Source organism: Paenibacillus andongensis (genome assembly GCF_025369935.1).
In the GTDB taxonomy this organism is placed as follows: Bacteria; Bacillota; Bacilli; order Paenibacillales; family NBRC-103111; genus Paenibacillus_E; species Paenibacillus_E andongensis.
In genome coordinates this window covers 2,491,428-2,515,550 of sequence record NZ_CP104467.1, presented here as the reverse complement: position 1 = coordinate 2,515,550, position 24,123 = coordinate 2,491,428, and the positions used below count along the sequence as shown (strand labels likewise).

The 24,123-nt window shown below is 44.7% G+C and carries 20 protein-coding genes and 2 pseudogenes; 7 read left to right on the top strand and 15 right to left on the bottom strand.

From position 1 onward, the window contains the following. Positions 1 to 107 precede the first annotated feature (107 nt). From NYR53_RS11290 to NYR53_RS11280, 3 genes are all read left to right on the top strand, one after another. Positions 108 to 2,387, top strand: coding sequence for a beta-L-arabinofuranosidase domain-containing protein (locus NYR53_RS11290; RefSeq protein WP_261305247.1), 2,280 nt, complete (start codon positions 108 to 110; stop codon positions 2,385 to 2,387). A 27-nt stretch (positions 2,388 to 2,414) separates the two neighbouring features. Next, positions 2,415 to 2,540, top strand: a complete 126-nt coding sequence (locus tag NYR53_RS11285; protein WP_261305246.1) for a hypothetical protein — start codon at positions 2,415 to 2,417, stop codon at positions 2,538 to 2,540. Between the two features lie 168 nt (positions 2,541 to 2,708). After that, positions 2,709 to 5,750, top strand: coding sequence for an ATP-binding protein (locus tag NYR53_RS11280; protein WP_261305245.1), 3,042 nt, complete (start codon positions 2,709 to 2,711; stop codon positions 5,748 to 5,750). A gap of 62 nt (positions 5,751 to 5,812) precedes the next feature. Here the strand turns inward: NYR53_RS11280 and NYR53_RS11275 are convergent. Both NYR53_RS11275 and NYR53_RS11270 read right to left on the bottom strand, forming a co-directional pair. Next, a pseudogene (locus tag NYR53_RS11275) lies at positions 5,813 to 6,073 on the bottom strand (GH32 C-terminal domain-containing protein); the annotation flags it as partial. Then, complete coding sequence (locus tag NYR53_RS11270) at positions 6,016 to 6,315, bottom strand: manganese efflux pump (RefSeq protein WP_261306333.1); 300 nt, start codon at positions 6,313 to 6,315, stop codon at positions 6,016 to 6,018. The gene NYR53_RS11270 and the pseudogene NYR53_RS11275, both read right to left, overlap by 58 nt. Positions 6,316 to 6,844: 529 nt before the next feature. On the opposite strand from NYR53_RS11270, the gene NYR53_RS11265 reads away from it, so the two are divergent. Further along, positions 6,845 to 7,198 carry a helix-turn-helix transcriptional regulator gene (locus tag NYR53_RS11265; RefSeq protein ID WP_261305244.1) on the top strand — a complete coding sequence of 118 codons (354 nt, stop codon included), beginning with the start codon at positions 6,845 to 6,847 and terminating at the stop codon, positions 7,196 to 7,198. Between the two features lie 222 nt (positions 7,199 to 7,420). On the opposite strand, the gene NYR53_RS11260 is transcribed toward NYR53_RS11265, so the two are convergent. Beyond that, complete coding sequence (locus tag NYR53_RS11260) at positions 7,421 to 7,687, bottom strand: hypothetical protein (protein WP_261305243.1); 267 nt, start codon at positions 7,685 to 7,687, stop codon at positions 7,421 to 7,423. Between the two features lie 161 nt (positions 7,688 to 7,848). Between NYR53_RS11260 and NYR53_RS11255 the strand changes: the two genes are divergently transcribed. Then, positions 7,849 to 9,195, top strand: a complete 1,347-nt coding sequence (locus NYR53_RS11255) for a glycoside hydrolase family 68 protein (protein WP_261305242.1) — start codon at positions 7,849 to 7,851, stop codon at positions 9,193 to 9,195. 110 nt (positions 9,196 to 9,305) lie between these two features. Here NYR53_RS11255 and NYR53_RS11250 read toward each other — a convergent pair whose 3' ends face one another. The 10 genes and pseudogenes from NYR53_RS11250 to NYR53_RS11205 all read right to left on the bottom strand — a co-directional run bounded on the left by NYR53_RS11250 (position 9,306) and on the right by NYR53_RS11205 (position 19,763). Beyond that, entirely contained in the window at positions 9,306 to 10,166 is an 861-nt protein-coding gene (locus NYR53_RS11250) for a PRD domain-containing protein (protein WP_261305241.1), read from the bottom strand. Positions 10,167 to 10,204: 38 nt separating this feature from the next. Further along, on the bottom strand, positions 10,205 to 10,708 hold the full coding sequence (locus NYR53_RS11245; RefSeq protein WP_261305240.1) for a PTS sugar transporter subunit IIA: 504 nt from the start codon (positions 10,706 to 10,708) through the stop codon (positions 10,205 to 10,207). After that, a complete protein-coding gene (locus NYR53_RS11240) occupies positions 10,695 to 12,098 on the bottom strand; it encodes a PTS transporter subunit EIIC (protein WP_261305239.1) in 1,404 nt (467 codons plus the stop codon). The genes NYR53_RS11245 and NYR53_RS11240 overlap by 14 nt, the downstream gene beginning before the upstream one ends. Before the next feature lie 98 nt (positions 12,099 to 12,196). Then, a complete protein-coding gene (locus NYR53_RS11235) occupies positions 12,197 to 13,534 on the bottom strand; it encodes a glycoside hydrolase family 68 protein (RefSeq protein WP_261305238.1) in 1,338 nt (445 codons plus the stop codon). A gap of 136 nt (positions 13,535 to 13,670) precedes the next feature. Beyond that, complete coding sequence (locus tag NYR53_RS11230) at positions 13,671 to 15,014, bottom strand: glycoside hydrolase family 68 protein (protein ID WP_261305237.1); 1,344 nt, start codon at positions 15,012 to 15,014, stop codon at positions 13,671 to 13,673. A 465-nt stretch (positions 15,015 to 15,479) separates the two neighbouring features. Continuing rightward, positions 15,480 to 15,734: pseudogene (locus tag NYR53_RS11225) on the bottom strand (GH32 C-terminal domain-containing protein); the annotation flags it as partial. A gap of 108 nt (positions 15,735 to 15,842) precedes the next feature. Continuing rightward, complete coding sequence (locus NYR53_RS11220) at positions 15,843 to 16,520, bottom strand: ABC transporter ATP-binding protein (RefSeq protein WP_261305236.1); 678 nt, start codon at positions 16,518 to 16,520, stop codon at positions 15,843 to 15,845. Then, positions 16,517 to 17,641, bottom strand: coding sequence for an ABC transporter permease (locus NYR53_RS11215; RefSeq protein ID WP_261305235.1), 1,125 nt, complete (start codon positions 17,639 to 17,641; stop codon positions 16,517 to 16,519). The genes NYR53_RS11220 and NYR53_RS11215 overlap by 4 nt, the downstream gene beginning before the upstream one ends. 65 nt (positions 17,642 to 17,706) lie before the next feature. Beyond that, entirely contained in the window at positions 17,707 to 19,083 is a 1,377-nt protein-coding gene (locus NYR53_RS11210; RefSeq protein WP_261305234.1) for a sensor histidine kinase, read from the bottom strand. Further along, entirely contained in the window at positions 19,080 to 19,763 is a 684-nt protein-coding gene (locus tag NYR53_RS11205) for a response regulator transcription factor (RefSeq protein ID WP_261306332.1), read from the bottom strand. The genes NYR53_RS11210 and NYR53_RS11205 overlap by 4 nt, the downstream gene beginning before the upstream one ends. A 393-nt stretch (positions 19,764 to 20,156) precedes the next feature. On the opposite strand from NYR53_RS11205, the gene NYR53_RS11200 reads away from it, so the two are divergent. Beyond that, a complete protein-coding gene (locus tag NYR53_RS11200; RefSeq protein WP_437180173.1) occupies positions 20,157 to 21,128 on the top strand; it encodes a formylglycine-generating enzyme family protein in 972 nt (323 codons plus the stop codon). 324 nt (positions 21,129 to 21,452) lie between these two features. Here the strand turns inward: NYR53_RS11200 and NYR53_RS11195 are convergent, their stop codons facing one another. Then, complete coding sequence (locus NYR53_RS11195; RefSeq protein ID WP_261305233.1) at positions 21,453 to 22,262, bottom strand: alpha/beta fold hydrolase; 810 nt, start codon at positions 22,260 to 22,262, stop codon at positions 21,453 to 21,455. A gap of 54 nt (positions 22,263 to 22,316) precedes the next feature. Continuing rightward, a complete protein-coding gene (locus tag NYR53_RS11190) occupies positions 22,317 to 22,739 on the bottom strand; it encodes a MarR family winged helix-turn-helix transcriptional regulator (RefSeq protein WP_261305232.1) in 423 nt (140 codons plus the stop codon). Positions 22,740 to 22,900: 161 nt separating this feature from the next. On the opposite strand from NYR53_RS11190, the gene NYR53_RS11185 reads away from it, so the two are divergent. Further along, on the top strand, positions 22,901 to 24,016 hold the full coding sequence (locus tag NYR53_RS11185; RefSeq protein WP_261305231.1) for a DUF5667 domain-containing protein: 1,116 nt from the start codon (positions 22,901 to 22,903) through the stop codon (positions 24,014 to 24,016). Positions 24,017 to 24,123 lie beyond the last annotated feature (107 nt).

The following is a 24,123-nucleotide window of genomic DNA, read 5'->3' as shown; positions in this document are numbered from 1 at the left end:
TTTTTGACACATAATCCAACCTTCTGTTATTTACCCTAGCGATAGAAGGCGCTAAGCTTGATATAGTCTCCATCGGAGAAAGTTACTATTTAGCGGAGGGATTATTTATGAAAGAAGCTGCGCCGAGTACAGTGGTTCTGAAGGATATTGGCTTGAATCAGGTGGAATTGACCGGAGCCTATCATGTGAATGCATTCGAGAAGGAAATGGCTTATTTAACGAGCTATGATGCGGATCGTCTGCTGGTTGGTTTTCGTGAAGTCGCAGGATTGCCTGCCAAGGCTAAGATATATCCCGGGTGGGAAAATACGGAGATCAGAGGCCATACATTAGGACACTATCTTACCGCCTGTGCACAGGCTTATTCGCAGAATCAGAGCGCAGAGCTGCTTACAAAGCTGGCGTATATAATATCTGAATTGTCCGTCTGTCAGCTGGAAAGCGGGTACTTGTCGGCGTTTCCGGAGACACTGTTCGATAATGTTGAGAACAGGAAGCCTGCCTGGGTTCCTTGGTATACGATGCACAAGATTATCGCCGGTCTGATCGACGTCTATGAGGGGACCCGAATCCAAACGGCCTATGACGTTGTAAACAAACTGGGGGATTGGGTATCGGAGCGGACCTCCAGATGGTCTAAGGAATTACAGGCTACCGTTCTGGCTGTGGAATATGGCGGCATGAACGATTGCCTTTACAACCTGTACAAATTGACGGGGAATAATCGCCACTTGGAAGCAGCCCATCAGTTTGACGAGCTTAGCTTGTTTGAGGCAATCTGGGAAGGTAAGGACATATTAAAGGGCAAACATGCCAACACGATGATTCCCAAATTCGTAGGAGCCTTAAATCGCTATTTGACATTGGGAGAAAGTGAAGTGTTTTATCGGGAGGCTGCCGCAAAATTCTGGGACATGGTAGTATATCAGCACAGCTATATAACAGGCGGAAACAGCGAAAACGAGCATTTTGGAGAGCCCGGTCTTCTGGACGCAAGACGTTCCGACGTCACATGCGAAACCTGCAACAGCTACAATATGCTGAAGCTGACAAGAGAGCTTTTCAAGCTTACGCAGGATGTCAAATATGCTGATTTCTACGAGACCACCTATGTGAACGCCATTCTGTCCTCCCAGAATCCGGACAACGGGATGACAATGTATTTCCAACCGATGGCAACGGGTTATTTCAAGATTTACAGCTCGCCGTTCGAGCATTTTTGGTGCTGTACCGGCACGGGCATGGAAAGTTTCACGAAATTGAACGACAGCATCTATTTCCAACGGGACCAGCAGTTGTACGTGAATCAATATCTCAGCAGCCAGCTGGATTGGTCGGAACAGAAGGTAAAGATTATACAAACCACGGACCTCCCGTCCGCCGATACGGTTCATCTGTCTGTAGAAATGATCGATCAACAGGAGCAGCATTTGTCCATTTATCTGCGTGTGCCTTATTGGGCTGCAGGCGAGCTGGCTGTTGCTGTGAATGGCAAAGCCGTTCAGCCGCAGGTCAGGAATGGTTATGCGTTAATTGAACGGGTTTGGAAGAACGGCGACACCGTTCAGGTCCAAATCCCGATGAAAGCCACTTACTCCTCCTTGCCGGATGCGCCGAATGTGGTCGGATTTAAATACGGCCCGCTGGTTTTAAGCGCCGCATTAGGCACAGACGATATGGTCGAATCGAGGACAGGCATTCTCGTTAGTGTTGCAACCAAACGAATGCTCGTGAAAGACTTTATCATCCCCCAAGGGGTAAGCGTTCAGGAGTGGTTCGACAGCTTCGATCAGCATTTCGTCCGCAAGGAAAGCGAGTTTGCCTTTGTGCTCCGAAATACGGATGAGGACGATCATCTGGTCTTTACGCCTCACTACAAACAGCATAGTGAAAGATACGGAATCTATTGGAAATTTATTGAGGCTGGTTCGGATGATATACTGAGGCATCTGGAGAACAGCAAGCAGGAGCGGCTCATCAGAGAAGCTACTATCGATAGTGTTCAAGTCGGCAATGACCAATATGAGCTAGAGCATCAGGTTAAAGGCGAGCTTACTCATGCCGGTACTTGGGAGGGCTTAAACGGCAGAAGAGCAGAAGCAGAAGGATGGTTCAGTTATGAATTGAAGGTGCTGCCCGGACAGAAGAATGGGCTGTCGGTCACCTTCAACCAGTGGCTCAGGGACAAAAGCTTGGAGGTCTGGATTGACGGGAAGCTGTTGATAACCGAAACCTCCCCGAATGAGGGAAAACGGGGATTTTATGAGAAAATATTTGAAATCCCTGCGGATATGATTGCATCAGGTCGAGAATCGTTTGTGGTCAAGTTTGTACCTATTGGTGGTTTGAACGGTATTTATGGCATTCTTCGTTCCTTGAAGCTGTAGGTTATCCCCCCTCTAAGCAGGTCTTTCATGAAGCCAAAAGAAGTAGACCGCTGCGCAAGTCGGTTTACTTCTTTTTGGTTTGGTTATGTGACGATCCCGTGGCCATGGAACGGCGCTCTACTTCACAGTTCCAATATGATATACGGAGGTTAAAAATTCGGATAATTGAAGAGCGAACTGCGTTCAAAAAATATCCCTTTTCATAGAAAAGTTGTAAACTAAACAATAAGCTGAAAAGTTAATTTTTCTAATGGTATGATAGATAGGAAAAAATACTCGTGAAATTGAATTGAGGGAAATGGATTGCTTTCGAAGAAAAAAATGTTAATAGTTCTCTCAATCTTTATTGTCGCCATTACAGGTATACGATTAATAACGGTTCTTGGTTTCCAAAAACCAATCGATCATCCGCGTATCGCTAACGGTATCTTGGATCTACAAGGATGGACGATTCCGCCAAACAAAACCATTACGCTGAACGGGGAATGGGAATTCCTACCTAACCGGTTGATCACGCCCGACGCAAACAACATGGAAGCCTTCTCCTCCGCACCTGAAAGAAAACTCATTCAGGTTCCAGGTGCATGGGAACCCTATTTTCCGGACGGTCACGATACCTCGTTTCTCTACGGCACCTATCGATTGCGAATTCTGCTAGACGACAATAACGGTCAAACGTTCCAATTAAGAACAAATGAAATGAACAATGCATCCGCTGTATTTGTAAACGGACAATTAGCTGCTGGCGCAGGGCACCCTTCAGCAAACAAGGATTTGTATAAACCCTGGGACATCCCTTACTCCGTCCCTCTCACTGTAGACAGCAAGACCATAGAGATTGTCATTCAGGTTGCTAACCATGCGGGAAATGGGGGCATAGGCAAGGCAATTCATTTCGGTACGCTTCAAGCGGTACACCACTACACCCAGCTTTCCATCGGTCTACAGTTGATGTTGTGTATTGTTTTACTTGTACATAGCTTGTACGCACTTATGCTGTATTTCTTGGGAGCCGCTAACAAAGGACTGTTCTATTTTGCACTGATAATGTTCTTCGCTATTATTACTGTACTTGGCGCAGACGACAAACTGCTTCTCGTTTGGTTCCCGATACCATTCGAAATCTCGGTTAAAATAACTATTCTTTCATATATCGGCGTTGTTGCTTTCTTGCCGCCGCTTCTGAGGCACATATTTCCCGAATACGGAAGTGCCAAGGTGATTCGCTGGTTTGCCAGTTACTGTTCTGTATATGCCATGTTCGTCATCTTATCACCGACCCATTACATTATTCCCTCAATCAAAATTCTGGGCACTATCCTTCTGATTGCCGTGATCGTCGCAGGCCACATTCTGCTATCCGCCAGGAAGCAAGAGGATGTCATTTATTTGCAACTAGGCTGTATTAGTCTCGGCGCTAACATTATTTGGACAATTCTAAGAGCTCAGATAGAAATGATGCATTACCCGTTCGATTTGATTATTACGGTGTTTGCTTTTGCCGCTTTCTGGTTCAGGCGCTTTTTTAGATCAGGCGCTCGAACGAAACTGCTTGCCGAAAAACTTCAACTTGCTAATCAACAAAAAGACGACTTCCTGGTAAATACATCTCATGAACTGAGAAATCCCTTGCATGGCATTATCAACATCGCCCAAAGCGTGTTAGATGATACAGGCAATCCGACACATGAAGACCATAGAGCAAGACTCAAGACTCAAGTCTCTGTAGCCAGACGTATGTCCTTGCTGCTGGATGATCTGCTGGATGTAGCACGATTAAAAGAAAAAAACGTCCGGCTGCAGATCGGCAATGTGAACTTGCAATCTGTTGTTGCCGGCGTATTCGAAATGATTCGATACATGTTGGACGGCAAGCCCATTGATCTTTATGTTGACATAGCCGGCAACTTTCCCGCTGTCAAAGCTGACGAAAACCGACTCGTTCAGATTATGTTCAATGTGCTTCATAATGCCGTTAAATTTACAGATAAAGGAAATATCACCATCCATGCAGATATCGTAAATGGGTTGGCGCACATTCATATTAGGGACACCGGTATCGGGATGGATGAGGAAACGCAGAAGCGAATATTCCTTCCCTATGAACAAGGCAATTTGAATATGACAACAACATACGGAGGATTTGGGCTCGGATTAAGCATTTGCAAGTGGTTGGTCGAGCTCCACGGAGGGGATATGATGGTTGATTCAACCCTAGGGCACGGATCGGTCTTTACTTTTACGTTGCCCCTATCCGAGGATGCCGGTCATCAGGAAAATAAAGAACTTTTCATTGTCAACGGACATGCTGAGACAGCTGCTGCTACCTCGGATATACCCATGACAACACCCAAGTCATCTTCAAATGGCACAGTAAAAAAACCGAAAATATTGGCAGTAGATGATGATAGTGTTAACTTGAAAATATTAACTGATATTCTCAGTACTGCACAATATGATATCACAACCTCTATTAGCGGTTCGGACGCTTTAACCAAGATGGAAACAGCACATTTTGATCTCATTATATTAGACGTGATGATGCCTCATCTATCAGGGTATGAATTGACACGCATCATCCGAGAGCGATATTCCTTTTCTGAACTGCCGATTCTGCTGCTAACAGCAAGAACCCGTTCGGAAGACATCGTTGTCGGCTTTCAATCGGGAGCGAACGATTATATTGCGAAACCAGTGGACTCTTGGGAGTTAAAATACCGTGTCCGTGCATTAACAGAACTGAAGCTCTCAATCGACGAACGTCTTCGTCTGGAGGCGGCGTGGCTTCAAGCCCAAATCAAGCCGCATTTCCTTCATAACACAATAAATACGATTGCTGCACTCGGAACCTTTGATATTTCCAGGATGCAGGAACTACTTGAACAATTCAGCAACTATCTGCGAGCTAGCTTTGATTTTCATAACTCAGATCGTCTAGTTTCAATTGATCGTGAACTCGCGCTTGTGCAGCATTATTTATTTATTGAGAAGGAAAGGTTTGGGGATCGGCTCATCGTACATTGGAACTTGGAAGCAAACCTACAATTTGCTTTACCACCGCTTACTATACAAACACTGGTTGAAAATTCGGTGATTCACGGAATAATGCGGCGTACTCAAGGGGGAACGATACATATCCGAATTATGAGTACTGAGGAATCGTTTGAAATTTCGATACGTGATAATGGGGTAGGCATGGGGAAGGAGAGAATTCAGCGATTGTTTGCTAATTCGTCCGACATAAGCATGGGTATTGGTCTTCGAAATACAGACCGTCGCCTCAAACAGCTTTACGGCAAAGGGTTGCAAATTCAAAGCATACCGGATCAGGGCACTACAGTCTCTTTTCAGATCCCAAAATAAGGAATGAAATGAAAAGTTCATTCCTTATTTTCTTGATTCCACTTGCGATCCCATTCGTTTGGTCATTTTAGATTGATTTGTTCTTTGTTGAAGTGCTTGATTACAACATTTTTAAAGGTCGCGGTGCCGCCTTCCGAAAAAAGGGTAATTCCTTGATCGTTTAATTCCGGAAAAATTTCATTGGAAAATACGATGGTTCCATCATCAATAAAGACTTCAATGCTAGTTTTGTCGACGAGAATCTTTATATGAACGTTCTTCTTACTCACATCAAAGGGTGCCCTGCTTTCAATATATTTACCACTCTTGTCAGGCTGTCCAGAAGGGCACCAGAAATAAAACTTGCACTCGGTCCTAACCTTTGGGCAGCAAATTTTGCTCCTATAAATGCACTTAAACCAATACATATATAACTGAATAGACCAGAAATAGAAGAAATAGCCCAGATATTAAGATGAATAATTCCTGCATCAAAACCACCAGCCAAATTATTTATAGATAGTGTGATCCCAAGAATGATGGATTCAGTAGTCCCAACTGTTTTGGAACCATCCCTAGAAGGCATCTTCTCCGACTTTTTGGCCATTAAATGCTGACTCGATGCAACTCCGATGGCAACCATAGACATTAAGCTCTGCAAAACCATGATGTATTCACTCCTTAATAACCTCCTTAAATCCCTACGGAGTCAGTCCCCGGTTCTTTATTTAAAATTATTAATGGTTTTCAATCCAAGAGCCAACGCACCGCATAATCCAGCATTGTCCCCTAACCCTGGGGATATGATAATTTTATCGGATATTCGTAAGATCAGCCTCTGCACTAACATTTCCATCTAAATTAGCTGTTTCTGGTTTATAGGACAGGTTTCGAGAAAAGGGTAAGAAGTCACGGATCAATCTATCTACTTGGCTTTATTACCTTTCCTCGCATTCGTAAACAACAAAAGAACGTCTCTTAAGCACAAAGATGCGAATTGAGGCGTTCCACTATTTATCCAATTGTGGATTCAGCTCTTACGGGAAAATTACTGGAACCTCAATCCTCATCTTGAAACGAACATGCATGCCTTGATGCATGTTAAACAATACCTCATGCACAATACAAATAGAAAAGTCAGTTTGGATGAGATCTCGAAAATCTCTGGAATTAGCAAACATTACTTGGTTCGTCTCTTTCAAAAAGCGTTTAGTATGAGTCCGATTCAATACCATAATTTAATGCGTGTGCATGCAGCACGCCATTTGATACAATTTACCACCGACCCGCTTACCATCATCGCCGAGAAGATGGGCTTTCCAAGCATTCATGCATTCAGCAGATTTTTTAAAATGGTAGAAGGAACAACCCCATCCTTCACCGTAGAAAAGGTTAGGTATTCGCTAACATCCCATAAAGGCTGTCTCACATTGGGAACAGAAGAAATCCATACACATCATACTTCTTAAGTTCACCGCCAAATCGATTCGAGTTTCCAAACGTTCAATGAAAGCATTTTAACCTTTCCTCCACGGCAAAAAATATCAATCCCTGTAATCCGGAATCAGCAAATACTATTTGATCACATTGTAAAGCATTTAAAAAAATTGAAGGCGTTAATCCTTCTTTTTATCGAAAAAAGAAATCTTCTATAATCTTCTAATAACTTTCCTACATGAAAAAACAACGAGCTATCCCTCGAAGAACACTTTAAATGTTAAGGCGTATTCTTTGTTTTGTTTGAACGGTCCGCCCCAGCCCCAGTTCGTTAACGAGGTGACGCTTGCGCTGCTGAAAGCGGTTCCGCTGACGACCGTCCAGCCGGTTAAATCGCCGGTTTCGAAATCGTGATTTGCAAGGACTGAATTTAAGTCGTTATACCTATTGATATTAGTCGTCCTTCCGAATATAATGTTGATAAATTTAATATTGTAGGATTGTAACTGGTTAGCAGGCAAGACCTAGAATGTGTTAAGAGCGAATTGTATCTTTATTGTACAATCTCTTAAACATTTTAGGTCTTTTTTGCTACCTCTTTGATGGGAGGGATTAAAAAAAAAGGAACGTCAAAAACACTAAAATGATGCCAAATATTTCATAACAAAAAGGAGCTGCAAGTATGAAATGGAATTTCGATAAAATAGGGAAATCTCTAGCTGCCGCGGTAATAGGAATTACTGCAATTTTAACACCCGCCATCCGTTCAACCGTCTTGGCACAAGGAACGGCAGCTATATCCAATTGGACCCGTGAGGATGCAAATCGAATCCAATTGAATGATAATAATACGGCGCCAATCATAAACAAAGAAGATCTTGAAAAAATGTCTCCGGACTATCTTGTATGGGATACGTGGCCTTTGCAAGACCGGCAAGGACATCCCGCGGTGGTCAATGGTTATAAAATTATCTTTGCGCTAACGGTACCAAGAGACGTCATTCCCGGAAAGCGCCATGATACGGCTGAAATCCGCTATTTTTATTCAAAGGACGGTAAGGGTTGGGAACTCGGAGGGTTAGTATTTAACGATGGAAAAGCTTTGGGTTCCAGACAATGGGCAGGTTCCGCTTTTATTGATAAAGACGGAAAAATCCATATGTTCTATACCGCAACGGGGCGCAAAAATGAAACTCGCCTTACTTATGAGCAACGTTTAGCTACTACTACCGGCGACATTTTCACAACCAACACTACGGTGACATTTAAAAATTGGTCTGACCACAAAATTATCCTCGAACCGGACGGAAAATATTATCAAACTCAAGAACAATCCAATCTAGGGGACCTTTCCTATTCCTTCCGCGATCCGTATTTCTTCGAAGATCCTAAGTCGGGTGAACAATATATTTTATTTGAAGCAAATTCCAGTGGAACTGCTGCGGAACGAACCTGTCAGCCAGAACATATCGGATCGATAGAATTCCGCCAAACTCACGATACTCCGGAAAAGGCAAAACTATATAACGGTAGTATCGGTATTGCAAAAGCGACTAACGGAAATCTAACGGAATTTAAAGAACTCCCTCCACTCTTGGAAGCAAACTGTGTAAATGAAGAACTTGAGCGTCCAAGTGTGATCGTAAAAGGCAATAACTACTATCTGTTTACCAAAACACACACTGGAAAATTTGCGCCCGGACTTAAAGGGCCGGAAGGGCTATACGGCTTTACTTCGAGCTCCTTATTAGGAAACTATAAACCACTAAATGGCAGCGGGCTGGTGATTGGTAACCCGGGAGACAATCCGTATCAAGGTTACTCCTGGTTGGTAATGCCCAATGGAACAGTAATTAGTTATGTTGAATATGTTGATGTCGAAGGAAAAACAATTGATGAGATTGGTCAGGAATCACCTGAGTATCAAAAGGAACATTTTGGAGGAATGCTTGCGCCGTCGTTAAAAATTTCGATAACCCAGGATCGCACAGACATAGTCACAGAAAAGAAACAAGGGGTTTTCAAGTAAGATAAACGTAAAGACCCTGCCATGCATGAATGGCCTCTCCACACATCACAGGAGAGGCTTTTTGTAATGTTCCTAACTGTATTCAAAACAACCGGATGGTTGCCGTCCTCTCAGTGAAAAGAGCCATCTTGCTGTACAGCGAATCTCGAATAAATCCTTTGGATGTGCATGGAGATGTAGGCCAACTCCGCTTCCTGGAATTCAAAATCGTACTCCTCACTCACAAATTCACCAATTTTTTGGGCACAGGCGAATGATCCGCGGTACTTGTTTTTGATGATTTGAACCATATCCGGTTCCATTTCATGTAAAGCCTCACCCGTACTCGAACGTTGGATAGCGAAACGCAAAAAAGTAACCAACCGCTCGTAAGATACCGTTTCGTCAGAAATGCGGATATTCAGTTCTTGTTCGATCACATCGATAATATCTCTAATCATGGTCGTAATATCCAGTGTTTTCGTCATATCTCCCGCATTGATTCTTGCCGTATGGATATGCAGGGCGATATAACCGACCTCATCTTCCGGGATTTCGATTCCGATTTTCTCTTGAATCAAATTTTGCGCCAAACGGGCAATTTGAAACTCTTTGGCGTACAGCACTTTTATTTCATTAAGCAGCGTATTTTGAATGACCATGCCTTTTGCCAGGCGTTCTATCGCAAAGGACAGATGATCGGTCAGTGCAATATGAATATGCTCGTGAAGAACAACTCCCAGCTCTCTTTCGGCATGAGAAATGAGCTCTTCCGCCACTTCAATATGCTCTTCCGGGAGTGTAGTTAATATTTGTTCAAATTTTTGGTATTTCGACTCGTCTTTCATTACAAACACTTTTTCAATTCGTGACGGATCCACCGGATCGTTCTTCGTTTTCTGAAATCCGATACCCGCTCCCATCACAATTTGTTCTTCGTTTCCGTCATGGACGACAACCGCATTGTTGTTCAGAATTCGTTTTATTTTCATAATTCCTCCCCGGCTCCTATCATCGTCGTCTTCTATCATTAACTCTTTAATCGGATCCGCATTAGCGGTGTTACACCGGCTTCCGCGAGGTCCGGCAATTGAAGATCAAACCAATCAACCGCTTCCGGATTAATGATGTACATTGGAGTTATCGCGCTTGTCGCTTTCCGCTTCACCAGTTCCGTGGAAAAATCGACCAGGGGCTGACCGACTGTAACCCGATCCCCTCTTCGGACAAAAGCATGAAAGCCTTCCCCCTTCATGGCTACGGTATCCAGGCCGATGTGAATGATTAATTCCACGCCGCAATCTGAACGTAACACAACTGCGTGCTTGGAGGGAAACATGGTCACCACCTCTCCGTCTATAGGAGAGAGCACTGTTCCTGCTGCCGGATCGATCGCAATCCCGCATTCCGGCGGCATCGAGGCGAACACGGGATCCGGAACGTCAGCCAGCTTGAGCACTTTACCGCTAAGTGGAGACAAAATAATCTCTTCCAGCTGCCCTTTTTTTGTACCCAACCACTTACTTAACATCATTCGATCCTCTCTCTTCATTTATGCCGAGCATCAACGTAGTTAAAAATGCGGAACCTACAGCAAGTCCAAAACCGATCAAGTAATGCAGCAAGTTAGCCATGCCGAGGGGAGCAATGATCGCAATCATAGGAATGCCTGTCAAACCATAAGAATTCGCAGCCACATGGGAAAATACGACGTATGCGCCCCCTAACGCTCCGCCGACGGCTGCACCGATGAGCGGCCGGATCAGCTTCAAATTCACTCCGAATATAACGGGTTCAATGATTCCCAAAAACGCTGAGAGTGAAGTAGAGAGGGTGATCCTCTTCAACGTTTGATTTCGTGTCATAAAAAACACGGCCAGTCCCGCGCCGCCTTGACTTACATTCGCCATGGACCAAATCGGCAGCAAGAAGTTCACTCCGATTTTCGGGTCGGCTAGCAAACCGGCTTCGATCATATTAAAGCTGTGATGTAAACCTGTCATAACGACCAGCGGGTATAATCCGCCAAAAAAGAATCCGGCTATCATTCCCACCTTCATATAAATAATCGTTAATGCGCCGGAAATGAAACTGCCAATGATTGTACCCAGTGGACCGAGTACAAACAGAGATACCGTACCGGTAATAAAAATCGCCGCAAACGGTACGACAAGCAGGTCCAACGCGGGAGGAACCATTTTTCTCAAGCCTTTTTCAATCTTGCTCATCAGGTAAACGGACAATAGAATAGGAATCACCGTACCTTGGTATCCGATCATATTGATGTGATTGTCCGTAGTATCCAGGATGCTGTGAGCGAGCCCCCGCGGATCCGATAAAGAGGGATGGGTTAAAATTCCGCCGATGACCGCCCCCATAAAGGGCGAGCTGCCAAACTCTTTGGCGGCACTGAAGCCGATCAGGACCGGCAGAAAGATCAACGCGGCGCTCGAGAAAATGCCCAGCATTCTCATCCACTCGCTATCCGGCGCCCCCCACTCAAACACCTTCATTATTCCGAGCAGCCCTGTCAATAATCCGCTGGCCACGATCACGGGGATAATCGGCACAAAAATTTGGGAGAGCAGTTGGAGCAGCCGGCCGATTGGATTCAGGATATTTTTTGCAGTTAACGAATGAGTAGGTTCGACGGGCTTATCAGGTGCATTTGCATAAGCTTCCATTAGAGCCCTATGCACTTTGTTCACGGTTCCGGTTCCGAAAATAATTTGGTATTGACCGCCTCGGATAAATACTCCTTCCACACCTTTTATTTGTTCGATTTTGGCTGTATCCACTTTGCTGTCGTCGTGAAGAATCAAGCGAAGTCGGGTCGCGCAATGGGAAGCATCAACGATATTGCTCTTGCCGCCCAACAAAGACAGCAGTTCTTGGGCTATTTGTTGTAAATTGGCTCTTATCATTCTCTCCCCCTTACGTTTTAGTTTTTACATTATAACATTCGAAGAAGACCATTGACATTTAGTCAATAGCCTTCTCCTTGAGATAACAGTTTGCCGCTTTACTTGATCCAGCCTTGAGGCAGTATCTTCTCGATTTTTGTGGTGTCGCCGTTAAGGGAAATCTTCACCGTCGGAGCCAGTGTGCCGCCGAAGTGACTGAACTGGAATTCCGGGGACTGGTTGCCGATTTCACCGACTGTCATGCCGTTCAAATCTCCGAATTGTGCGAAACCGACAACGTTCAATTCCGGCGTAACCAGCCAGGAATACGCTTGGTACGGATTGTCCGCAGGATTTGCGATGACCAGGCCGCTTCCGTTCAGTGGCTTGTATCCGCCGATCAGCGTATCGGATACGAATCCGTACATGCCTTCCGGCCCGGTGATACCTTCTGCATATTTATTGATGTGGCTGTCCGTGAACAGATAGTATTTCTTGTCTTTCACGACTACATGCGGACGCTCCAGCTCTTCGTTCACATAATTCGCTTCCACGAGCGGAGGAAGCATTTTGATGTTGTTCAAATCGCCGCCCACCACTTCGGCGATGCCGATGTTGCCGTTGGCGTGTGCGGCGCCGGCCGGTACAGGATGCTGCTGAAGGTACCCAGCGCTTCCGGCGTATTCCTGCTTGAATGGACGTTCCGAAACGATGCCGCCGGAGTTGCCTTCGAACAGAATGTATTCTTTACCATTCTTCGGATCTTTGAACCACATCGGGTCGCGGAATGCGTAGCCTCCGCCTTCGCCCTGCTTCGCTTGCTCTACCGTTTGGTAGTATTTGCCGTCCGGTTCCAAAATAATGCGGTGCTTATCCCAGTTTTCAAACCGCACGCCGTTGCTGTCGGCAACGATTTTGCCCGTAGCGGTAGCGATGCGCTGCTCGTAAGTGAGCTGTGCCTGGCCTTCGCGGCCGGTAGCGGTGTAGAATGCGTGAATCTGGTCGCCGTCAAGCATAGCCGATCCTGCCCACTGGCGCTGGCCGAAAGCGGTACCTTTCGGGAACAGCTCTCCGCCGAGTGTCCAGTCTTTGCCGTTCTTCGAGTAGAAATAACGAATAGTGGCGATATCATGCACTTTGCCCGGCAGTACGTCGTTCGGAGCGGAAAGCGCGAAGATAACCTTCCAGCCTTTGTAGCTCGCTATGTTTCCATCGCGGTCCATCAGCGGCCACGTATCCCACATGTGGTAGCCCGGCGCCAATTTATCCAGCTTGCTGATGTCGATAGTTGGCAGGGTATTGTCTTGATTCAGTTCAATTTTCGAGACGTCTTCGCGGGTCCAGTTGACCGTCTGATCCCCGGCTTGGGCAAACGCAGGCAGTGCGGCGATACCGGAAGCGATGATGCTGGTCGCCAAAGCGATCGCCGTTAATGCTTTTTTGTTTTTACGAATCATAATCAAGCTCCTTTCAAATGGCCTTGCTTTGAATTTGGAGAAGACCGGTTTATACCGGGTGCAACCTGCCGATTCGGGCCCCATGTTCCCAGCTCCGAACCGGTCTTTGCACCTTTATCACCGAACTTACGGGTAATTAACGGTTGGCGCCAAAAGGTTTGATTTCGCCGTTTTTCTCCTCTTTGCCGACTTCCGACGTGTCGCCGTTCAGGTTCAATTTCACCGTCGCGTTGAACGTACCGCCGAAATGAACATTACCGTTTGTATCACGCGGTTCGTTGATGAAGCTGATCACCTGCTGGTTCGGAAGGACCAGCCAGGAATACGCTTGGTACGGGTTATTGGACGGGTTCCCGATAACGAGGCCGCTGCCGTTCATCGGTTTGTAGTCCGCGCGGAGTCCGCCTTTGCCGTAAAAGCCGTATACGCCGTCCGGACCGGTAAGGCCAGGTGCGTAAGTGAACGTATGGCTGATCGTGAACAGGTAATACTCATCGCCGTTTACGACAACGTGCGGACGCTCCAACTGGTGGTTCGTGCCGATCGATTCGACGAGCGGCGGCAGAAGCTTCAGCTTCGTTATATCATGGTCAATAACTTCCGCAATACCGATGTTGCCGTTGTAGAACTTCGCACGATCCGGAACAGAATGGGTTCTGCGGTACTCTTCATCGCCGATGTTTTCTGGTTTCAAGGTAGTGTCTGCTTTCTGGCCTTCAAAAATGATGTACTCTTTGCCGGTGTTAGGATCCTGGAAGAAGAACGGATCGCGGAACGCCGTAATGATGTTGCCGTGGTTTTGGAACTGCTGAATCGTTTCGTAATATTTGCCGTCTGCTTGAAGAATGATTTTGTGCTCGCCTTCGTTCGTCAGACGAACGCCATCTTTGTCCGCAACGATGTCGAAGGACGCCGTGGCGATGCGCTGTTCTGCACGCTGTACCCAGTTATCTTCATTCCACTCTTTGCCGCCATTAGCGTTCATATCGGTTACTGCCGTATAGAAAAGGTTCACTTTACCATTCTCGTCCATCATCGCCGTTCCGGCCCATTGATGATGACCAAGCGCTTTATCGGTGTTGTAAGGAACACCCGCGTAGGTCCAGTCTTTGCCGTTCTTCGAATAGAACATGCCGATTCGTGCATGCGTATGGCGCTCGCCCCATCCGTAGGTGCGCGGAGCAACTAACGCAAATGCAACTTTGTAGCCTTTAATAGTGGCAAGGGAACCGTCTTTGTTTTGAAGCGGCCAAGTATCCCAAACCCATTGATCCGGTGCGACCAGATCGAAGTTCATGTTTACTTCGGGAGCCGTATTCTCTTTCGTAAGCGTTACTTTCTCAGCTTGTTGGCGTGACCAAATGGCGGTGAAATCGTCCGACACGTTCGCTGTATTCGCCGAAACCGGAATCGCCGCAATACTGCTTGCAAGAATTGTTGCACATAAAGCCAACTTCCCTAACTTAAGTCCTCTTTTCATTTACTTTTCCTCCTCGATTGGTTGCCAAACGGCTTTTGTTTTACAAACAAAACTTTAACTTCGAGATCCCCTCTAGCACAGTGGAACAAAAAAAGACCTAAAACGTTTAAGAATAACGCACCTAAATGGTGCAGTTCATTCTTAAAACATTTTAGGTCTTGCCTGCTAAACAGTAACAATCCCGCCGTATTTTGTTTGCTCCCTCATTCTAGCCTGATCCAAACTTTATATCAATAGTAAGATATTCCTAAAATCCCAAGGATAAAAATAGGAGTTTGGACACGGACTTAAAATTAATCAGAAGTTGGTTTCATCCAATCCATTCTACAATTTGTAAAATCGTTAGAGCAACCTAAATAACAATGAGAATCACGATGAACCATTCTACGAATAGTCCCAGAATCGAATGGCTGATGTTTGAAAAACCCTCCATGATTTGATGTAAAATATCCGTTTTTTCTCATATTACACCAAATCTTTGTTCATTTTATTTTTAAAGATCGCGGTGCCGCCTTCAGAAAAAAGGCTAATTCCTTGATCGCCTACTTCCGGGAAAATTTCATTGGAAAAAACGATGGTTCCATCATCCATAAAGACTTCAATGCTAGTTTTATAGACGAGAATCTTAAAGTGAGCGTTCTTCTTACTCACATCAAAATGTGCCCTGCTTTCAACATATTTACCACTCTTGTCGGGCTGCCCTGTAAAAGCTCTATTGACAAGATTACAGCAATCGCACATATCGTCGGTTACGAATCAAAATGGCTGAAAATGAACAAACCCCGACTCAGTAAAGAGTATCGGGGTGTTATCCACAGGAGGTCTATTTTATTTTTTGACTAATTTCCCATTTTCCAAGAATAACACTCGATCACAAAGCGGCAACACTCGGTCATCATGCGTAACCATAACCGCGCTCTTTCGCTGATCCTTTATTTGCTTCGCGATCATACTTACAACATCGAGCCCTCGTGATGCGTCTAAGCTTGCTGTTGGTTCATCTGCGAACAGGACTGCCGGGTCATTCATCAAGGCTCTTGCGATAGCAACCCGCTGACGCTCCCCCCCTGAAAGCTTCTCAGGGTATGCGGTTTGGCGATGAGCTAATCCTAAATTCTCGATTAACTCTTTTGTTCGATTGGCTGCCTTTGCTTTGTCCATTCCAGCAAGTTTGGCTACCAGCATCAGTTGTTCTTCCACTCTCAAGTATGGAATTAAGTTGGCGCTTTGAAAAATAAATCCGATTTTTCGGAGTCGCAATTCAGAAAGTTCTTGCTTGCCTTTACCGCTGATCGATTCTCCATCAAGTAGAACTTGCCCGCTCGTTGGTTCAAGAAGTGCTCCTGCTATAGACAGAAAAGTACTCTTACCGGAGCCTGAAGGACCCATTACCGCAACCAGTTCACCTTCGGCCACCTCAAGGTTTAACTTATCCAAAATCGTCCTTTCGATACCGCCATCTTCAAAAGTCCGTGTAATCGCCTGTAATACAAGTCTGTTTCTCATGCTGCTGTCCTCCCAATCGCATCCAATGCGTCAATGTTGGCGACCTTCCACACCGAAAATAGCGAACCGGCCAGAGACATGGTTACAAAGGACAAGCAAGTAAGTGCCAATGTGGAGAAACCTAATTGAAATGGCATAGAACTTGGCAATACGGCTTCAAACAGTTGTACCAGCAGGATGCTAATGACCAAACTGCCGACCGATAAGACCAAAACCTGCATCGTCACACTTCTAGCTAAATATGAAGTACGCGTACCGATGGCTTTCAAAATACCAAATTGACTGGTTTTCTGGATCGTGATGACATAAAAGAATACAGCGAGTACAAAGGCAGAGATAACAAACAAGAATACAATCATCATCAAAAGAGAGCCTTGCTCTTCTTTGTAACCAGGAATTGCTGACACTGCCTCAGACTTCGTTATAACCTCTGTACCAGGCAGCGCGGCATGAAGATCTCTAACTTTTTCGTTCGAGTTTTTAATGGCAATCGCATTGTAAACTTGACTATCTGCTGATTTAGTTCCTTGACGAGTAAGTGTCTGCGCCTGAAGATTAAGCCAGTCCTGCTTATTTAGAAAAACAGCCGGTGTATGGCTGAATGACTCGTTTTTCACAAATCCATCTACAATCCATTTTGTTCCCGAAGCTTGATCTACAATGATTGTGCCTATTTTGACTCCAGAATTAGACAGCTTTTGATCAACGAGAACATGTCCTTTTATCTGATCCGAGAGGGGTGAACCTTCTGTTACTGTTGGCGCCAGCCAGCCACCCGGATTAATCCCGAGCAGTGTAACATCAATCTTCTCCGTACCATCAGATGGAATAACGGTTGTCATTTTCACACCAAGCGGCTCTGCGTTCTCTTTTCCTACTATTAAGCCAGCCTTTTCAAGCTGATTCTGATCGACCTGAGACCTCGTGAAGCGGTGATTAGAATCCTGTTCCAAGACAAAATGAGTTGCAGCCATATTCTTAACAGAAGCCGCGTTATCATACCCAAGCCCCTGCGCAAGACCAGTGACAAACAGAACAAGAAATGAAACTAGAACCATAATTGTGGCGATTAACGTATACCGACCCTTAGCAAATCTCATTTCCCGAATAGCTAAATACATTTTGCTTCCCTCCTTCTAATGACTTAAGTATAGGAAGCGAAAATGAACGGCGAATGAATAACATGTTACAACTGAGGTAGTGCCACAGTAAAGAGTGTTCCTTCAGACGAGCTGACCACCTCTATATTACCACCATGGATTTGAACAATTTTCTTTACAATTGCAAGTCCAAGTCCTGTTCGACCGGATGAACGCTCACGTGCACGATCCCCCCGATAGAACCGATCAAACAAGAATGGTAAATGCTCAGGGGCTATGCCGTTGCCTGTATCCCGAATATAAACCACACATTGCGAGTTCAATTGCTCTGCACGTATATCAATGGTTCTTCCACTTGGAATATGATTCACTGCATTACTAAGCAAGTTCATCCATACTTGCATGAGTAGAACCTCGTCTCCATGTAGCTTAATCGAATCGGGAACTGATATCTTCAGCAGCAACTCCTTTTCTTCTAACTGCCATTGCAGCACTTGAACGGCTTGGCGAATTTGCCCCTGTAGGGAGAATGTCATTTTGGTTAATGTCTCTTGTCCTTGTTCCAGGGATGAGAGCAAGAGCAGTTGTTTGCTGAGCAGCGAGAGATGGCGGCTTTCTTCTTCAATAATGGATGAATAATGCTCACGTTCTTTCTGGGGAAGATCGCGCTCAGCCAACACTTTTGCAAACCCCTGAATCGAGGTGAGTGGAGTTTGAATTTCATGCGATACATTCGACACAAACTGTTGACGTGATTGGTCAACTCGTTCCAATTCTCGACTCATCGTCATAAAATGTCCGGCCAATTGCCCAATTTCATCACGTCTATTGGTCGGTAATCTTAGATTATAGTTACCTTGGGCAATTCGTTTCGTTGCTTCAGATAAGCGCGTAATCGGCTTAACCAAATATCTTGTACTAATTAAGAAGAATATGATACTAATGAGAACAGTGAACAGACCGATTAGTGCAAAGAATATGCGCAATTCACCAAACTGTAAAATCACGTCCGGACGCATGAACAAAGCATAGTTTCGATCACTGACATGGACGAGGATTCCGACTGTATTACTTAAGCGATTATCGAAGAAGCCAGAGATAAACGGTTTATTGGGGAACTGAGCAACACCATGGTACAAGCCGCCACCAAGCACCAAGTCTTTGGCATGCGTGTCCAAATCATGCTCGCGAAAGTCACGCCCATAGAATCGATCGTCGCCTTGCGCATCTGTCAAATAGATTTCGTAACCAAGCGCCGCTGCATTGTGCAAATAATGATCCATGCTATTAGGTTCCTTCTCTACAAACTGCTTCATTTGCTCCGCAATGACTACGAGCTTCTCATCATTAAATGGCTTCAGTTTCACATGATAGTAGGTATTCGATAAGAAAAAGCCCAACAAGCTGCTAGCAAAGATAACAGCTATCGTAATGAGGAAGACTCGGAAGTATAGCGATCTCACAGCGCCTTCACCTCAATCTTGTAACCGATACCTCGCACTGTCTGAATAGCGAAATCGTCCGCATAATCGGCAAAACGTTGGCGCAGCCGCTTTATATGGACATCGACAGTGCGGTCATCGCCTTCGTAGTCTGCTCCCCAGACGAGATGAATAAGTTCATCGCGCGAGAATAGGCGACCTGGATACTGTGCAAGCTGCGAGAGCAGCTCGAATTCTTTCATCGGCAAAAAGAGAACGGATTGACCATCGGAAACCTCTATATTTTTCCGATCTATAACAATCCGATTCATCCGAATGATATCACTTGAAGTGCGATTATAGCGACGAAACAGCGCTTTGACCCTGAAGACCAGCTCCTCGGGCTCGAATGGCTTCGTCACATAGTCATCCGTGCCGCGCAAATAACCTTCTTCTTTGTCTGACAGTTGATCTCGTGCAGTGAGCATTATGATCGGAATATCGTAATTTTGCCTAATGTACTCGCAAAGATCGAAACCGTCCATTCTTGGCATCATAACATCAATAATTGCTAGATCAATAGGGGCTTGTTCCATCAGTTTGACCGCTTCCACGCCATCTTGTGCTTCGTACACCTGATAGCCTTCTTTGGTCATGGCATACCGAAGGAGCACCCTTATATTTGCATTATCGTCAGCCAGAAGCAGATGCTTCATCATTATATCCCCTCACAACCCTTATTATTGGATGTTAGCAAAGCGCATAAGCTAAATTTTTTTGCCAAAGCTTGTAGTTCAACATCAGAGTGTTACGATAGCAACCGTTACGAATAAGTGCTCGATGTTCTCGCAATTAATCATATCAATTTCTTAGGCGAATACAAATTCAATTTCCGGCTCTAGTGAACATTTCGTATTGTTCTAACAAAAAAAGACGCTCACTCTATGAGTAAACGTTGGCTTAGTTCATCCGTGAAGTTTATTCCAAAAAAGAATAAAGTGAGTTATAGTATTATTATGGACTGAAGATACTGGGGGATACTGATTTCAGGATTAGACGGTATCGCGTTCTTCAGCTAACATTATCCCAAACCAATGGAAGCGGTGACTCCTCGTATGGATTCCCATAAACCGGCATGCTGTTCAGCAAGCCGAAATACCACACAATCAGTTCACTTGACTCCCGCACATGAGGCACAATCCGTGAAGCCCAGTATAGATCAAGGCAACAAAGTACAAATGATTTTATTGCCTGGCGGAAAGTTTTTGATGGGAACTGACGATCTAGAAGGATTTCCGGCAGATGGAGAAGGACCTGTCAGAGAGATTATGGTGAAACCTTTTTATATAGATCCTTGTACGGTAACGAATATTGAATTTAAACGATTTATCGATGATACTGGCTATAAGACAGAAGCAGAAACCTTCGGATGGTCGTTCGTGTTTCACCTTTTTGTCTCAGAAGCTACAGCGATGAAAGTGAAAAATTCCGCCCAGCAAACGCCATGGTGGTGGGCAGTGGAAGGCGCAGATTGGCGTCATCCGGATGGACCCGATTCCGGAATTGAGGACCGGTTGGATCATCCGGTTATTCATTTATCATGGAATGATGCCATGGCTTATTGCGGCTGGGCAGGTAAGCGGTTGCCTACGGAAGCGGAATGGGAATTTGCCGCTAGAGGCGGTCTTGTGCAAAAACGTTATCCCTGGGGAGATGAGCTTAAGCAGGGAGGACGACATAATTGCAACATTTGGCAAGGAAAGTTTCCAGTGAAAAATAATGCAAGCGACGGATATGAGGGCACGGCTCCAGTGAGATCCTTTGATCCAAACGGTTATGGCTTGTATAACGTCTCCGGTAACGTGTGGGAGTGGTGTTCGGATTGGTTCAGCTCAACTTATCATATCCAAGGCACGTCGGACAATCCGGTAGGACCTTCATCAGGAGATAGCAAGGTTCTGCGCGGCGGTTCCTACTTATGTCATAAATCCTATTGCAATCGGTATCGCGTTGCGGCTCGCAGCAAAAATACACCTGATAGCTCGACGGGAAACATCGGGTTTCGTTGTGCGGCTGATGCTGATTAATGCCAAAGTAAGAAAAACGGCTTACGCTGTCCTTGAATACGAGGGTCTATGAAAGTTGACGCAAGGCAAGTTGCGCTTAAGACGTATATGTTTTAAACATCCGCTTGCTTATCCGTGTTGTTGTAGTTTATACAACATTACGCATGCTAATTAGCGTTTTTTGCGTTATTGTTATCGACAAAGATAGCGCCTCGTTCTTCGGCTACTTTTTGCAGACTTTCGTTCACGCTGCGTATACTCAAGTTTCGTATCACGCCAATTTTAATCACGCAAAGCTATGGCGGTTACCAACTGTGGCCTCCTTATCTAAGCCTGATACCTTTTTCAAAACCTTTTTAACCATTCCATTATTCTATCTACTACCTCCATATATCTCTGGCCAACAAGCAAGCCGGTGTGAGTCGTATTCCAAAGCCCTGTATATTCAGCCTTGAGATGCTCTGCTGTAACCCTCCCCCGCCGGTTATCATCATCACAATTTACTGCTTTGATAACCAAGCCTGGGCAAGATATCAAACTGCTGTCTATTGAAATTCCACCCTTTGAAAAAGCGCTAAATGCCTTTGATGACTCCATTGTCAGATACTTTTTCTGAAATTCAATATCATCTGCTGATTCATCTATGCTTGAATGCTCTTCACGGACTGGGGCAGGCACTATGATTCCCGGTGTCATCTGAGTTAATTCTTTGTATGGTACTAATTCATAAACTTCCTTGCTTATGCTTGTATCGATCACCACTAAACCGGCGAACTCGATGGTTTCAGCCAGCTTCTGGCTCAATATCCCACCCATGCTAAATCCAATAAGAATCGGTGAATCACCACACTCGGCGATAACCTCCTTAATATCCTCCAAATAATCCTCGAATGATACATTTGTCATATCGAGCAGCCTGCTTTTATAGTGACTTCTCAAATTCATAACATAGCATTTCCACCCTTTGCTTATAAAGTGAGGAATGTATTTGCTCCACATCCAACTGCCCGTATAGGCACCGTGTACAAATAGCAGAGGAGGTCTTTTTTGAATTGCCTCCGGAAAGTCTTCTCCCTCGAATATTTCTAAAAATAAATCATTTTCCCCAATATATTTCACAGTATGATCGGGCAATGCTTTCGTATAATCTTTCATGAACAGTTCCTCCTTGTATTTTAGTTTGATATCAAACTATTAATCTAAAAAAATTTAGAAGTTGTTATAAATCTTCATTAGAATTCTTAGTAATTCCTCTTTTTCTTTTTCCGAAATATCCAAGTAAAAAACGTCTAACATTTCTTTTGATATTGCTTCAAATACGGGTCTCAGTTCCTCTCCCTTATGAGTTAAGGCAACATATACAACCCTTGTATCCACTGTGTCCCTTTCCTTTGTCACATATCCGAGGCGGACCAACTTGTCAACAAGTGCTGTAACAGTAGACTTATCCTTATCAATTTTCTTCGCGATCTCCGCCATTGTCAGTCTAGACTTCTTAAGTAGTGCATAGATGATATCCCCATGTGAAGTGGCAATATCGTCTACCCCATATTTCACCATTTCTGACACAATAAACCGATTAATCTTCTCTCTAATTTTGGAAATTAATGATACAGCATCTCTTGGTTTCATGTCTGAATTATAGTTTTATGTCAAACTAATGTCAAATGTATTTTTATTTTGCACCCCACGATCCGCGTTCTTAAATCTACCTGCCCCCTGAAAATACTTCCGTGTTTCGTATACCTTAGTATCGGTTGATGCTAGACTACATACAAAAGGTGGTAATACTCATGATAGTAAAGTTCACAAAAGAACCCAAAAGGTACAACCTTCTCACCAAAAGCGCCATGCTCAGCGTACTCGTTTTTAGCATAGGCACCAGTAGCGTATTAGCTTCGGAAATTTCAACACCAACACCGTCATCTACTCCTGCATCCGTGAACGTCACCAAGGATACGGCTGCCTCTTCACAAGCTGGCATTACTTTAAACGAATCCAAAACAGAGACTTCGAATCTATTGCCAGGAGACTTCTTCTACTTTGTAAAAACAATGTACGAAAATATCCGATTAGCCCTAACTATCAATGACATAAAGGAGGCAAGACTGCTTGCCGCATTTGCCCAAGAGCGACTAGCAGAAGCGAACGCTTTATTGGCTAAAGGGAAAACGAATGAGGCAAATCTATCTCTTCAGAAGTCGCTGGAAACTCAGCAAAATGCTGTTCAAAAAACAGATCAGGCTTCCGGTTTGTCGACAACCGAAAAGTCTGCACTAGCAGAAACTGCGACACAATCGGCTGCTGCTGAAGTAAAGGCTTCAACACAAAAAGAACAAACAACAACAATCGCAGCTAATCCGGGCAGTGAGCAGATAGCAAATTCCGAGCAAACTGAAGCCGAAGATGTGACCTATCCTGTAAAGGAAGTGAAAAATCCTGAGCAGATACTGAAGGTAAAAGACGATTTGCAGCACAACATTCTAGCCTTGACCTCAGCATTGGAAAAAGTAGGAAATCCGAAAGCCCAGTTAGCTCTAATGAAAAATATAGAAAAGTCGTTTACCCATTTGGATAAAAAACTTTCCAAAATCGAAAGTAAAAAGCGACTGGAGCAGACGAATGAGGACGTAACAGCTAAGGTAGAGCAACATCCGGTTGCTTCGCTTGTTCCAACACCAGTTCCAACACCAGGAATATCACCAGCTATAAACGAGGCTATCTCAGTCCAAGAAAAACAGGAAATCTCGGTAGAGGAAAAAGCAGATCAGACAAAAAAGGGTAGAGACAACCAGGATATAAATAAATCCGATCAAGCAAAAGAAAAAAGGAACAAAAGCCACCACAACGGCAGCGAAAAAGGGAACGGCAACGGACACGATAAAAATAAGGGTAGTAAACAAGAATAATGCGGATACGAGTGCAAAGTTCAGAAAAAGCTAAGGGAAGCATCCCTTAGCCTTTTCTTTGTTTTTGATGGTCACGATGGGAGAAATCCTCGATCCCTGTACACTTT